Below are 12,844 nucleotides of genomic sequence, written 5' to 3' on the forward strand. Positions count from 1 at the left end.
GGACGGAAGGTGCGGATGATGTCGATCGACGCATTCTTCAAACTGACCGGGCGCGGCAACGGCACGAGTACGGCGTCGTCGAGGTGCACGAGCGTCATCTCGTCCGACAGCAGGCGCCAGCCGTGTCCCAGCAGCGCGGCCGTCAGCGTGCTCTTGCCGGAGCCGGGCGGCGCCGGCAGGATGATGGCGCGGCCATGTTTTTCCAGCACGGCCGCATGGATGATCAGGTAGCCGTGCGCGCGGTGCGACACGCACCAGTTCATGGTCCATTCCAGCATCGGATACGCCTGTCCGAGGGGCAGCGGCTGGAACGGCGTCGTGCCGTCGTAGGCGAAATGGACTTGCGAACGGACCCAGCGGCGCAGGCCGCCCGAGCGCAGGAAATCGAGGTGGAAATCGACGAAGCCGCCTTCCGGATCGACCGGGTAATCGGCATACATCAGCGCGACGCCATCGATCAGGGGCTGGACGTCGCTGCGGATGCGGTTGGCGAACGGGCCGGTGCGCAGCACGAGGCCGGCGCCGGACAGGCGCGCCGCCAGTTCGGCGCGCGACAGCGAACCGACCGTCAGCATGGTTCGATCAGGTCGAGCCCGGCCAGCGCGGCCAGCATGTCGTCGATCAGGGAAACGAGGTCGTCGTTGCCGGCATCGACATGATCGGCCAGGCGGGCAGCCAGCGTGGCGGCGTCGGCGGGCTGGTCGCGCAGGGCGTGCAACAGGTCGAGCGCGGCGCCATCCAGCAGATGGGTGTTGCCCGACAAATCGTTGTACAGCACGGCTTCCCCATCCCATTCCCGGCAGGCCAGCGCCTGGCCCGGCGTCACACGCCACATGCGGTTTGCCGTCGCTCAGTCGTGGATCGAACTGAGGTAGTTCGCGACCTGGGCATTGTCCCAATAGATCCCGGCGGTCGGGCTGTAGCGGCCGGTGGTCTGCAGCTCGCTCCACATGGTCTGCAGGTCGGTGAGATCGATGAAGTTGATGTACTTCGCCTGGATGTTGAGGTAGGCCGCCACCAGGTGCATGCCGACGTTGTTCTTGTCGAAATCCTGCGAACTCAGCATGTCTTCCAGCTTGGCGCAGAAGTACGAACCCGGCTGGTAACACTTGCCGTTCGGGTAGGAAGCGGCCCGGACCGGACAGGTGGTGCCGGGACTGACCGCGTAGAAGATGCTGGCGAAGGTCAGGTCGCGCGACACCGGCCAGGTATGCTGGGACTGCTTCCAGTAACCCGGCGACATGCCATTGCAGACGGGCGCCTTGCCATTGATGTAATGGCTGGCGGCCAGGCCGTTCGACAGCGAGCCCGACGGCGAGCGGCAGACCATCGACGCCATTGCCGACTTGCTTTCCAGCGTTGCCAGCACACCGGCGCCGATGCCGACCCTGGCCAGGCGACGGCGGGCGGCGCCCCTTTGAGTCAAGGACGGCGCCGTTTCGATCTTGTCGTTATCTTGATTTTCGGTAGCCACGTGCGTTCCCCAAAATATTGTCGCGCTCACTGAGGGCGACCCCGCAAGTGATCTAGCAAGTTTCAAGCCAAGATGCTTCTCGGAAGAAAAACTTACGTTAGATCAGATACTTATTTTGGCCCCGTACCACCCAGCAACTACCATTGTATGTTGGAATGCCGGGTGATGTAAAAAATATCGACGAGCGATGTTGTTAGAAGAAACTCTCCGGGATAACGAGGACGTCGCCCGGACGCATCGGCACGTTGGCGGAAATATCACCATCCTTGATCAGATCGTCCAGCCGGACGTTGAATTTCTGCTGTTTGCCTTCCACAGTACGGATCAGGCTGGCACGATTGCCGGCCGCGAATTCGGTGGTGCCGCCGACGGCGATCATCACGTCCATCAGGCTCATGTTGCGGCGGTACGGCAGCGCCTGTGGCTTGGTCGCCTGGCCGATCACGCGGATCTGCTCGTCGTAATTGCCGACGAAGCCCGTCACGACGACGGTGACGACAGGCTGCTGGATGTATTTCGCCAGCGCTTTTTCGATGTCGCGCGCGAGCTCGGTCGACGTCTTGCCGGCGGCCGGCAGGTCTTCGACGAGCGGCGTCGTGATCTTGCCGTCCGGACGCACCGGAACCGCCATCGACACTTCCGGATTGCGCCACACGATAATGTTGACGGCATCGCCCGGCCCAATCAGGTATTGGGTGTCGGCCACCTGCGTCTCGATCGGCGCATGTTGGCCGCGGGTCGCGCAACCGCCCAGCGCCAGTACGCTTGCGGCAGCCAGCATGATCGCCGCGTGTTTCATCAGGTTCGCCTTGTACTTGCCCACGTCAGATCCCTTTCGTCCAGGCCACTGTTGCAGCCGCTTGTCCGTTGTCTAAAACCGTTGTTATTAAGTCGCTAACACCGCTGTATTGTATAACATAGTGCCAAACGAAAAGAGTGCGCACAATACAAATTGTGCATGATCACGACGCGACATTACTTTTTCAGTTCAGCTTTCTGCAACAACTCTGCCACATACTTCGCCGGGATCGCGTACGTGATGCCGCTCGGCGCCGTGATCGCCGTTTCCTTCAGCCCTTTCACGAACACGGCATTGATCACACCCAGCACCTTGCCGGTGGCGGGATCGTAGAGTGGGCTGCCGCTGTTGCCGGGATACGCGGTCGCGTCGAGCTGGAAGATATTGAACGGCGAGCGTTGCAGGGCGGCGATCTGGCGCGGATCGAGGTTGCGAGCCCCGATCGAGGGACGGACGATGGGCGTGACGGCCGCCAGCGTGGCCCGGTGCGTGGCCGGATGCAGGCCCAGCGCCATCGCCAATGGGAAGCCCGTCAATGCCAGTTCCTGTCCTTCCTGTACCTTGTCCGAGTCGCCCAGTTCGAGCGCGGGCAGCGGCGTACCGCTGAGACGCAGGTGGGCCAGGTCGTGTTCATTGTCGCGCATCATCAGTTCGGCGGGGCGGAAACGTACGCCTTCCCCATCCGGCAACACGATGCCGAGCTGCTCGAGCTTGCCTTCGGCCAAGGTGGCCGGGATGACGTGAGCATTGGTGATGACATCCAGGCCGTCGCCCACGACAAAACCGGTGCCGCTGAACACGATCGAAGGACTGCGGGTGCGCTCGAACGTACCGATGCCCACCACCGAACGCTTGACGGTGGGGACGATGGGTCGCAGGTCGACCGCCGCAGCCTGGCCCGGCAGCGTGCTGCCCGCCAGGCCCAGCATGGCCAGCAAGCCCAGCACGTGATGCCGCCGGGAACGGGAAGACGGGTTGACCGGCGCGCGATCCTTCTTTAGGGCCAGCATCAACCGTGCACCCCTTTTTGCATTTTAGACATTACAATAAAGCGCTTGAACTGAACAATAGTTGCGCCGCTAGTCTACGCGATGGGAACGCCCTCTGCATCGCGATGGCGTTGAAGCCATACAACGGTTTAACGAATTTTTGTTGAATCCGTGCTAATAGTTAACGGACGTTGATTAAAGAACCGCATGGTCCTCAGATTGCTTTCCAGCACTTGTGTTGCAGATGAGGCACTTCCGAATGAGCTCGCCACATTTTTCTCGCGCGTAATTGCAATTGCTCGGGGTACAAGCGATCATGCAAGGTATTTGATTATTTTTGGCCCAATTTCCACAAGGAAAACGGGTCGTTCTTGGCGAGACTGACGAGATGGCAGAGATCACAGCCGTACTTCTTAACTTCCTGAAAGCGATTGGCAAATACCGTTGGCATGCCGTCGTCATTACCTGGGTTGTCGCATTGATCGGCTGGGCGGTGGTGTTGCGCCTGCCCAATCAATACGAGGCGTCGGCACGCGTCTACGTCGACACGCAGAGCATCCTCAAGCCACTGCTGTCGAGCATGACGAGCGTGCCCAACCTGGACCAGCAGGTCACGTTCATGCGCCGCACGCTGATCAGCCGCCCGAACGTCGAACGCCTGATGCGCATGGTCGACCTCGACGTCAAGGCCAAGGACACCAAGGAACATGACAAGATCGTCGACGATCTGATGCAGCAGATCAAGGTGTCCGGCACGGAGCGCGACGACATCTACACGATCACCTACATGTCCGACAATGCCAAGCTGGGCAAGGACGTCGTGTCGTCGCTGCTGACGATCTTCGTCGAGGGCAGCTTCAGCGGCAAGAAGCAGGATTCCGAAAAGGCGGTCCAGTTCATCGATGACCAGATCAAGACCTACGAGGAAAAACTGGCCGCGGCCGAGAACTCGCTGAAGGAGTTCAAGATCAAGAACATCGGCATGTTGCCGCGCGACAGTGGCGGCGACTTCGGTGGCCAGATGATGCAGGCGAGCGACCAGCTGAACCAGGCCAAGCTGGAACTGGCCGAGGCGGAACAGGCGCGCAACGCGATCCGTCACCAGATCAACGGCGATCCGGTCAAGCCGGGCACCAAGACGATCGATCCGGCCCTCATCGATCCGGAACTGGAAGCGCGCATCGCGGCCACCCAGAAGAACCTGGACAACCTGCGCCTGCAGTACACGGAACAGCATCCGGACGTGATCGCCAACCGCCGCCTGCTCGACCAGTTGCTCGCGCAGAAGGCCGACCTGGGCAAGCACAAGAAACGCAGCCTCGACCCGGGCGCCAGCTACAGCCCGATGCTGCAACAGCTGAACGTCGCGCTGTCGCAGGCCGAGGCCCGCGTGGCGTCGATGCGGGCCCGCGTCGCGGAGTACGAGAACCGCGTGGCGCGCCTGCGCAACCAGAGCACGATCGCACCGGAAGTCGAAGCCCAGCTGGCCCAGCTGAACCGCGACTACCAGGTCAACCGCGAAAACTACCAGAAGCTGGTCGAACGCCGCGAATCGGCGCGCCTGTCGGGTGACCTGACGTCGGCCACCGACATGCTGCAATTCCGCGTGATCGATCCGCCCACCGTGCCGAACCATCCGACCGGCCCGAACCGCGTGCGTCTGTTCTCGCTGGTCTTCGTCGGCGCCCTCATCGCCGGCCTGGCTGCCGCGTTCATGATGAGCCAGCTGCGTCCGACCTTCCTGACCCAGAGCACGCTGCGCGAGGTGACCGGCCTGCCGGTGCTCGGTTCGATCGGCATGAACTGGACCCCGGAGCAGACCGTCAAACGCAAGCGCCGCCTGATTGCGCTGGCCGGATCCGTGCTGCTGCTGTTCGGCGCCTACGGCATTGGGATGGCCGCGATCCTCGTCCGCCCCACGCTTTAAGAAATCAAGGAGTACACCGTGAGCATCATCGAAAAAGCGGCAAGCCGGATCGACCTGAAGCGTAATGCAGCCGCCGCCCGGACGCCCGAGCCGGCCGCCATCGACGCGATCGAGGCCGCCGCCGCGGCCGCTCCGATTGCCCCGGCGCCGGCGCCCGCCGCGCCTGCGCCCGGCGAACCCATGGCTGCGGCTGCAGCCGCGCCCGCAGCCGAGCAGGCCGCGCCGCGCCCCGCACAGAAATTCTCGACCCGCCGGGTCGAACTGGACCTGAACCGCATGCGCGACATGGGCATGGTAACGGCCGCCGGCGGCCGCACGCGCCTGCTGGAAGATTTCCGCGTCATCAAACGCCCGCTGCTGCAACGCGCCTTCGTCGAACGCAAGGAGGCTGACAAGCCGGGCAACCTGATCATGGTGACCAGCTCGCTGCCGGGCGAAGGCAAGACATATTGCGCGATCAACCTGGCGATGAGCATCGCGATGGAGCTCGACCACACCGTGCTGCTCGTCGATGCCGACGTCGCGCGCCCGTCGGTGCTGCGCTCGCTCGGCCTGCCAGCGCACCGCGGCCTGATGGACATCCTGGTGGACGACAAGATCGACATGGCCGACGTCATGTTGCGCACCAATGTCGACACGCTGACGATCCTGCCGGCCGGCACCAGCACGCCGCGCGCGACGGAACTGCTGGCCAGCTCGTCCATGACAACGCTCCTGCACGAGATCGCCAACCGCTATCGCGACCGCATCGTGATCTTCGATTCGCCGCCGCTGCTGCTGACCAGCGAAGCGCGCGTGCTGGCCTCGCACATGGGCCAGATCGTGCTGGTGGTGGAAGCGCAGACGACGACCCAGCACGCGGTCCAGGAAGCGCTGCGCCAGCTGGACGGCAATCAAAACGTCAATCTCATCTATAACAAGACCAGGGAGTTCCCCGGCATCGAAGAAACGTATGACTATCACTACGGCTAATTTGTCCGCTCCCCGGCTGGTCAAATGGCCAAGCAACGCCGCGCTCCGACTCACGCCGCTTGCACTGGCCATCCTGTTGCTGTCGAATGACTGCCGGGCGGAATGGAGAGTCACGCCCAGCGTGACGGCGCGCGAAACCTGGTCGGACAACATCGGCAGCCAGCCGGACGACCTGACGCGCGGCGGTTTCATCACTGAACTGGCGCCCAGCGTCAACGTCGCCGGCATGTCGCCGCGCCTGAAAGTGGGCGCCAGCGCGGAATGGCGCAAGTACGTCTACAGCACGGACGCCACGTCCAACCTGCGCAACAGCGACCTGCGCTACTCGGCCTCGGCCCAGGGGGTCGTCGTCAGGGATACGCTGTTCGTGGACGCCAGCGCCAACGGCACGCGCCAGGCGGTGTCGGCGTTCGGCCCGGTGCCGAACAACTCGTACACGGCCAACAACGGTACCAATATCCGCACCTGGAGCATCAGCCCCTACCTGCGCCACCGCTTCGGCTCGACGGCGACGCTGACGGCGCSCGTCGCGCGCGACTCGGTCGAGGGCGGCAGCGGCAATGGCTTCGGCAACAGCATGGCGACCACGCGCTCGGCCGACCTGGTCAGCGGCTACGCCTTCCCCGATCTCGGCTGGAACCTGCATTATTCGCGCCAGGACATGACCGCCGAGCGGTCCGGCGACACCTCGACCGAGAACAGCCTGGCGGGCCTGCAATACCGCGTTTCGCCGCACCTGAGCCTGACGTCCACCGTCGGCTACGACAAGTACGAATACCGCGCGCTCGGGGAACAGACGCGCGGCCGCAGCTGGTCCGGCGGCTTCATCTGGGCGCCTTCGTCGCGCACCAAGGTCCAGGCCACGTATGGCCGGCGCTACTTCGGCAAGACGGGGTCGTTCGACGCCAGCTACCGTACCCCGCGCACGGTCTGGTCGCTGAACTATGCGGACATCATCACGACGACGCGCCAGCAATTCCTGCTGCCGGCCGCGGTCGACACGGCCGCCCTGCTCGACCGCCTGTTCGCCACGGCCTACCCCGATCCGGTGGTGCGCCAGCAGATCGTGCAGGCCTATATGGCACAGACGGGCCTGCCGCCCACGCTGGTCGACAGCATCAATTTCCTGAGCAACCGCTACATGCGCAACAAGCGCCTGCAGGGTTCCGTCGCGTTCAAGGGCGCGCGCAGCGACCTGGTGATGACCGTGTTCAATGAACGCACGGCCGCCCTGTCGCTGCAGCAGGAAGACAGCACGCTGCTGCCGTCCCAGCTCAGTACCCTGAACGAAGACACGAAGCAGCGCGGCGCCAGCGCCAGCTTCGACTACCGGCTGTCCACGCGCACGTCGGCCCATGCCACCCTGTACGGCGTGAACGCGCAATCGGTCAAGACCGGCATCACCAACGACGTCCGCCAGCTGTCCATGGGACTGAGCAAGCGCTTCGACGCCAAGTCCATCGCATCGCTCGACCTGCGCCATTCGAAGGGCCGCGTCGGGGTATTCGACAACCGCGACTACCACGAGAATGCCATCGTGGGGGCGCTTTCCGTTCAGTTCTGAGCGGCGGAGACATACGATGTACGAGTCTTTCTACGGATTTTCCGCCAAGCCTTTCCAGCTGCGCCCGGATCCGCATTTCTTCTTCGGCAGTAAAGGCCACAAGCGTGCCATGGCCTACCTCGAGTACGGCCTGTCGCAGGGCGAAGGCTTCATCGTCATCACCGGCGAAGTCGGCGCGGGCAAGACCACGCTCGTGCGCAACCTGTTCAACCGGCTGCCGTCCGACCAGATCGTCGCCGCCCACATCGTCAACACGCACCTCGACCCGGACGATACGCTGCGCATGGTCGTCTCCGCCTTCGGCCTGCCGTATGAAGGCGCCAGCAAGACGGACCTGCTCACCCGCCTGGAAAAATTCCTGTGCGACGTCGACCACCAGGGCAAGCGCGCCCTGCTCGTGATCGACGAAGCCCAGAACCTGTCCGCGCGCACGGTCGAAGAACTGCGCATGCTGTCGAACTTCCAGACCGACGACAAATCGCTGCTGCAGACCTTCCTGCTCGGCCAGCCGGAATTTCGCGCCACCCTGCACAGCCCCGGCATGCAGCAACTGCGCCAGCGCGTGATCGCCAGCTACCACCTGGGCCCGATGGATGCGCAGGAAACCCGCGCCTACGTCGAGCACCGCCTGCACACCGTCGGCTGGCAGGGCGACCCGTCGTTCGACGAAGGCGCGCACGCCGCGATCTATGCCTACAGCGGCGGCATCCCGCGCAAGGTCAACACGCTGATGGACCGCGTGCTGCTGATGGGCTTCCTGGAAGAGATGCACGCGTTCACCGAACAGGACATCAACACGGTCGTGAAGGACATCAGCGAGGAATTCGAGGTACCCGATCCCGTCGGTACGCCGGCCGCGGACGCGCTGCCCGGATATGCGTCCGAATCCGCGTCCGAGTCCGATCTGGACGCGGCGTACCGGACCGGCCTGCGCACCATCGACCAGCGCACCGGCGAGCGCCGCGCCAGCAGCGTCGAGGTGCTGGACGAGCGCATGATGCGCCTGGAGAAGTCGATCGTATCCGTGCTGTCGATCCTGAAGAAGATCGTCGCCACGCCCCAGGGGGCGGTAACCCAGCCTATGGATAACCAGGAATGAACATGATCGAACTCGTCCCGCGGCCCGCACCGGCCCCGGGACAACGCATCCGCAATGCGATGACCTGCGACGTCGAGGATTACTTCCAGGTCTCCGCATTCGCACCCTACATCGATCGCTCCAGCTGGCCGAGCCGCGAATGCCGCGTCGAAGCCAACATGGAGCGCATCCTGTCCCTGTTCGAGCGCCATGGCGTGCGCGCGACCTTCTTCACCCTGGGCTGGATCGCCGAGCGCTATCCGCAGGTCGTGAAAAGGATCGTCGCCGCCGGCCACGAACTGGCCAGCCACGGTTACGGCCACCTGCGTGCGTCGGACCAGACCCGCGCCGAATTCGCCAACGACATCCGCTCCGCGAAAGCGCTGCTGGAGGACATCGGCGGCCAGGCCGTGCTGGGCTACCGCGCGCCCAGCTTCTCGATCGGCCGCGACAACCTGTGGGCGCTGGACGAGCTGCTCGAAGCGGGCTACCGCTACAGCTCGAGCATCTACCCGGTCGTGCACGACCACTACGGCATGCCGGAAGCGCCGCGCTTCGCGTTCTACCCGAACGGCACCGACGGCCTGCTGGAAATCCCGATCACGACCGTGCAGATGATGGGCCGCAACCTGCCGGCCGGCGGCGGCGGCTATTTCCGCCTGCTGCCCTATGCGCTGTCGCGCTGGATGATGGCCAAGGTCAACCGCGAGGATGGCCAGCCCGCCCTGTTTTATTTTCACCCGTGGGAAATCGACGCCGGCCAGCCGCGCCCCGCAGGCCTCGGCGCCAAGGCGCGCTTCCGCCACTACATCAACATCGACCGGATGGAAGGCCGCATCGAAGCCCTCGCGCGTGATTTCGCGTGGGACCGGATGGACCACATCTTCCTGAATCGCCCATGAACTCGATCATCGAAGCCGCTGCCGCCAGACGCGCGGGCACGGCACACGCGCCCATGCCAGCCGCGTCCCCCCTCACGCTGCACCTGCTGCAGCCCCAAGAATACAGCCGCTGGGACGCCTTCGTGCGCGCCTGCCCGGACGCCACCTTCTTCCACCTGTCCGGCTGGCAGAAGGTCATCGAAAGCTCGTTCGGCATCAAGACCTGGTTCTACTACGTCGAGCAGGACGGCCAGATCCTGGGCGTGCTGCCGCTCGCCGAAATCAAGAGCCGCCTGTTCGGCCACTCGCTCGGCGCGATGCCGTTCTGCGTGTACGGCGGGCCCGCCGCGACGGACGACGCCGCACGCGCCATGCTCGACCAGGCCGCGCACGAACTCGCGCAGCAGCTCGGCGTGGGCCACCTGGAATACCGCGGCATGCAGCGCTTCCACCCGGACGACCCGGCCTGGCACACGAAGGAACTGTACGTCACCTTCCGCAAGGAGATCAGCGGCGACGACGAGGCCAACATGAACGCCATCCCGCGCAAGCAGCGCGCGATGGTCCGCAAGGGCATCAAGCTGGGCCTGCGCGGCGAAGTCGACAACAACGTCGACCGCATGTTCGACGCCTATGCGCACAGCGTGCACCGCCTGGGCACGCCGGTGTTCCCGAAAAAATACTTCGCCATGCTGCAGGACGTCTTCGGCGACGAGTGCGAGGTGCGCACCATCGTCACGGAAGACAACCGCCTCGTGGCCGCCGTGCTGTCGTTCTTCTGGCGTGAGGAAGTCGTGCCCTACTACGGCGGCGGCATGGACCTCGCGCGCGAAGTGGCCGGCAACGACTTCATGTACTGGAACCTGATGCAGGCGGCGGCCGCGCGCGGCTGCCGGCTGTTCGACTTCGGCCGCAGCAAGCTGGGCACCGGCGCCTACGACTTCAAGAAGAACTGGGGCTTCACGGCGGAACACCTGCCGTACGAGTACAAGCTGTACGGCGCGACCGCGCTGCCGGACAACAACCCGCTGAACCCGAAATACCAGCTGTTCATCAAGATGTGGAAGAAGCTGCCGCTGCCGCTCGCAAACTTCATGGGGCCTTACATCGTCCGCAACCTGGGGTGATGAGGAAAACATCGTGAAAGACCTGCTGCTGCTGATCCACCGGATCCCGTATCCGCCCAACAAGGGCGACAAGATCCGCTCGTACCACCTGCTCAAGCACCTGGCCCGGCACTACCGCGTGCACCTGGCCACCTTCGTGGACGACCCCGACGACTGGCAGTACGTGCCGCACGTCGAAGCGCTGTGCGCCAGCAGCCATTTCGCGGGCATGAAGCCGCTGGTGGCGCGCCTGCGCAGCCTGCAGGCGCTCGTGAAGAACCGCTCGCTCTCGCTCGAATACTACCGCGACGCCTCGCTCGCGCGCTGGGTGGACGACACGGTGGCGAAACATAAGATCGAGCGCGTGCTCGTGTTCTCGTCGGCGATGGCGCAGTACGCCGACCCTTACCGCTCGGCGCGGCGCGTCGTCGACTTCTGCGACGTCGACTCGGACAAGTGGCGCCAATACGCCGACCAGAAATCGTGGCCGATGAACTGGCTGTACCGCTACGAGGCGCGCCAGCTGCTCGCGTACGAGCGCCGCGTCGCACGCGAATACGACGCGTCGCTGTTCGTCTCGGCGCCGGAAGCGGATCTGTTCCGCCAGTTGGCGCCGGAAAGCACGGCCAAGATCGGCCACTTCAACAACGGCGTCGATACCGATTACTTCTCGCCCGACCAGCCGCATGCGGACCCGTACCCGGCGGGCGAGCGCGCCCTCGTGTTCACGGGCGCGATGGATTATTGGCCGAACGTCGATGCCGTGCAATGGTTCGCGGCCGACGTGTTCCCGGCGCTGCGCGAACGCTTCGCCAACCTGAAGTTCTACATCGTCGGCGCCCGGCCGGCGCCGGCCGTGCAGGAACTGGCCAGGCTGCCGGGGGTGGTCGTGACGGGCACCGTGCCGGACGTGCGGCCGTACATCGCGCACGCCGCCGTGTCGGTGGCGCCGCTGCGCATCGCGCGCGGCATCCAGAACAAGGTATTGGAAGCGATGGCGATGGCGACGCCGGTGGTCGTGTCGCCGCAGGCGCTGGAAGGCATCGACGCCGTGCCGGGCAGCGAACTGGTGCTGGCCGAGGATGCCGGCGCGTTCGTCGACACCGTGAGCACGCTGCTGGCCGGCCAGGACAGCGCCGCCGCCGCGATCGGCGCGGCGGCGCGCGCCAAGGTCCAGCGCCGCTACAGTTGGTCCAGCAACCTGGCCTGCATAGGGGAGAGCCTCGAATGTTCCTGAAACCGCCGCCCGGCGTGGTCAACGCCCCTGCCGCTCCCATCTCGCGCCAGGGTACGGCGCTGATCGCGCTCGCGCTGCTCGCGCCGTTCCTGCTGTACCTCGGCACGGTACGCTCGATCGTCTCGATCTGGAACAGCTCCGAAACCTTCGCGCACGGCTACGTGATCCTGCCGATCAGCCTGTGGCTCGTGTGGCGCCGGCGCGAGAATTTCAGCCTGTACCCGCCGAAGCCGTGGCCGCCTGCGCTGATGCTGCTGGCCGTCCTGGGTGCCGGCTGGCTCGCGGCGCAGCTGGGCGAGGTGCAGGTCGTATCGCAGTACACGTTCGTCGCGATGTTCCCCGTCGCCGCGCTGGCGCTGTTCGGCCCGCGCCTGGCCGGCTCGCTCATGTTTCCGCTGCTGTTCCTGCTGTTCGCCGTGCCGTTCGGCGAGATCTTCGTCGCCCCGCTGATCCAGTTCACGGCCGATTTCACCGTGTGGGCCGTGCGCGCGACCGGCATCCCCGTGCTGCGCAGCGGCACCCGTTTCGAGCTGCCGACCGGGAACTGGTCGGTGGTCGAGGCCTGCAGCGGCGTGCGCTACCTGATCTCGTCGATCACGCTGGGCTGCCTGTACGCCTACCTGACCTACCGTTCGGCCTTCCGCCGCGCCCTGTTCATCGGCCTGTCGGTCGTCGTGCCCATCATCGCCAATGGCCTGCGCGCCTACATGATCGTGATGATCGGCCACCTGTCCGGCATGGAGCTGGCGACGGGCGTCGACCACATCATCTACGGCTGGCTGTTCTTCGGCCTCGTGATGTTCGTCATGTTCTGGAT

The 12,844-nt window shown here is 64.7% G+C and carries 13 protein-coding genes; 8 read left to right on the plus strand and 5 right to left on the minus strand.

Annotated elements, in window-relative coordinates; all coding sequences use genetic code 11:
• From AC1DYX_RS19305 to AC1DYX_RS19325, 5 genes are all read right to left on the minus strand, one after another.
• On the minus strand, positions 1-575 hold a 575-nt coding region (locus tag AC1DYX_RS19305), incomplete at its 3' end, for an HprK-related kinase A (RefSeq protein WP_477261743.1).
• The gene (locus tag AC1DYX_RS19310; protein ID WP_477261745.1) at positions 569-835 is read right to left on the minus strand and encodes an HPr-rel-A system PqqD family peptide chaperone; all 267 of its coding nucleotides are present in this window, start codon (positions 833-835) and stop codon (positions 569-571) included. The genes AC1DYX_RS19305 and AC1DYX_RS19310, both read right to left, overlap by 7 nt.
• A 15-nt stretch (positions 836-850) precedes the next feature.
• On the minus strand, positions 851-1,474 hold the full coding sequence (locus AC1DYX_RS19315; protein WP_477261748.1) for a hypothetical protein: 624 nt from the start codon (positions 1,472-1,474) through the stop codon (positions 851-853).
• 193 nt (positions 1,475-1,667) lie between these two features.
• Positions 1,668-2,273 carry an XrtA/PEP-CTERM system exopolysaccharide export protein gene (locus tag AC1DYX_RS19320; RefSeq protein WP_477261769.1) on the minus strand — a complete coding sequence of 202 codons (606 nt, stop codon included), beginning with the start codon at positions 2,271-2,273 and terminating at the stop codon, positions 1,668-1,670.
• Between the two features lie 176 nt (positions 2,274-2,449).
• Positions 2,450-3,283 (minus strand): S1C family serine protease, encoded by an 834-nt coding sequence (locus AC1DYX_RS19325; RefSeq protein WP_477261750.1) that lies wholly within the window; start codon positions 3,281-3,283, stop codon positions 2,450-2,452.
• 367 nt (positions 3,284-3,650) lie between these two features.
• Between AC1DYX_RS19325 and AC1DYX_RS19330 the strand changes: the two genes are divergently transcribed.
• The 8 genes from AC1DYX_RS19330 to xrtA form a co-directional block, all read left to right on the plus strand.
• Positions 3,651-5,189, plus strand: a complete 1,539-nt coding sequence (locus AC1DYX_RS19330; protein ID WP_477261752.1) for an XrtA system polysaccharide chain length determinant — start codon at positions 3,651-3,653, stop codon at positions 5,187-5,189.
• A gap of 18 nt (positions 5,190-5,207) precedes the next feature.
• Positions 5,208-6,161, plus strand: coding sequence for an XrtA-associated tyrosine autokinase (locus AC1DYX_RS19335; RefSeq protein WP_477261754.1), 954 nt, complete (start codon positions 5,208-5,210; stop codon positions 6,159-6,161).
• The gene (locus tag AC1DYX_RS19340) at positions 6,142-7,725 is read left to right on the plus strand and encodes a TIGR03016 family PEP-CTERM system-associated outer membrane protein (RefSeq protein ID WP_477261756.1); all 1,584 of its coding nucleotides are present in this window, start codon (positions 6,142-6,144) and stop codon (positions 7,723-7,725) included. Before AC1DYX_RS19335 ends, AC1DYX_RS19340 begins: the two co-directional genes overlap by 20 nt.
• Positions 7,726-7,741: 16 nt before the next feature.
• Entirely contained in the window at positions 7,742-8,824 is a 1,083-nt protein-coding gene (locus AC1DYX_RS19345) for an XrtA/PEP-CTERM system-associated ATPase (RefSeq protein ID WP_477261758.1), read from the plus strand.
• A gap of 2 nt (positions 8,825-8,826) precedes the next feature.
• A complete protein-coding gene (locus AC1DYX_RS19350) occupies positions 8,827-9,705 on the plus strand; it encodes an XrtA system polysaccharide deacetylase (RefSeq protein ID WP_477261760.1) in 879 nt (292 codons plus the stop codon).
• Positions 9,702-10,811, plus strand: coding sequence for a FemAB family XrtA/PEP-CTERM system-associated protein (locus tag AC1DYX_RS19355; RefSeq protein WP_477261762.1), 1,110 nt, complete (start codon positions 9,702-9,704; stop codon positions 10,809-10,811). Before AC1DYX_RS19350 ends, AC1DYX_RS19355 begins: the two co-directional genes overlap by 4 nt.
• Positions 10,812-10,824: 13 nt before the next feature.
• Positions 10,825-12,027 carry a TIGR03087 family PEP-CTERM/XrtA system glycosyltransferase gene (locus tag AC1DYX_RS19360; protein WP_477261764.1) on the plus strand — a complete coding sequence of 401 codons (1,203 nt, stop codon included), beginning with the start codon at positions 10,825-10,827 and terminating at the stop codon, positions 12,025-12,027.
• Positions 12,018-12,844 (plus strand): exosortase A (xrtA, locus tag AC1DYX_RS19365; protein WP_477261766.1); only part of this gene is annotated, 827 nt, incomplete at its 3' end. The genes AC1DYX_RS19360 and xrtA, both read left to right, overlap by 10 nt.

Source organism: Massilia sp. P2_C2 (assembly GCF_056404615.1).

Bases quoted from the DNA above. Each gene is read 5' to 3' on its own strand.
- AC1DYX_RS19325 (WP_477261750.1), bottom strand. From the start codon at position 3,283: ATGCTGGCCCTAAAGAAGGATCGCGCGCCGGTCAACCCGTCTTCCCGT.
- AC1DYX_RS19330 (WP_477261752.1), top strand. From the start codon at position 3,651: ATGGCAGAGATCACAGCCGTACTTCTTAACTTCCTGAAAGCGATTGGC.
- AC1DYX_RS19320 (WP_477261769.1), bottom strand. From the start codon at position 2,273: ATGAAACACGCGGCGATCATGCTGGCTGCCGCAAGCGTACTGGCGCTG.
- AC1DYX_RS19355 (WP_477261762.1), top strand. From the start codon at position 9,702: ATGAACTCGATCATCGAAGCCGCTGCCGCCAGACGCGCGGGCACGGCA.
- AC1DYX_RS19350 (WP_477261760.1), top strand. From the start codon at position 8,827: ATGATCGAACTCGTCCCGCGGCCCGCACCGGCCCCGGGACAACGCATC.
- AC1DYX_RS19345 (WP_477261758.1), top strand. From the start codon at position 7,742: ATGTACGAGTCTTTCTACGGATTTTCCGCCAAGCCTTTCCAGCTGCGC.
- AC1DYX_RS19310 (WP_477261745.1), bottom strand. From the start codon at position 835: ATGTGGCGTGTGACGCCGGGCCAGGCGCTGGCCTGCCGGGAATGGGAT.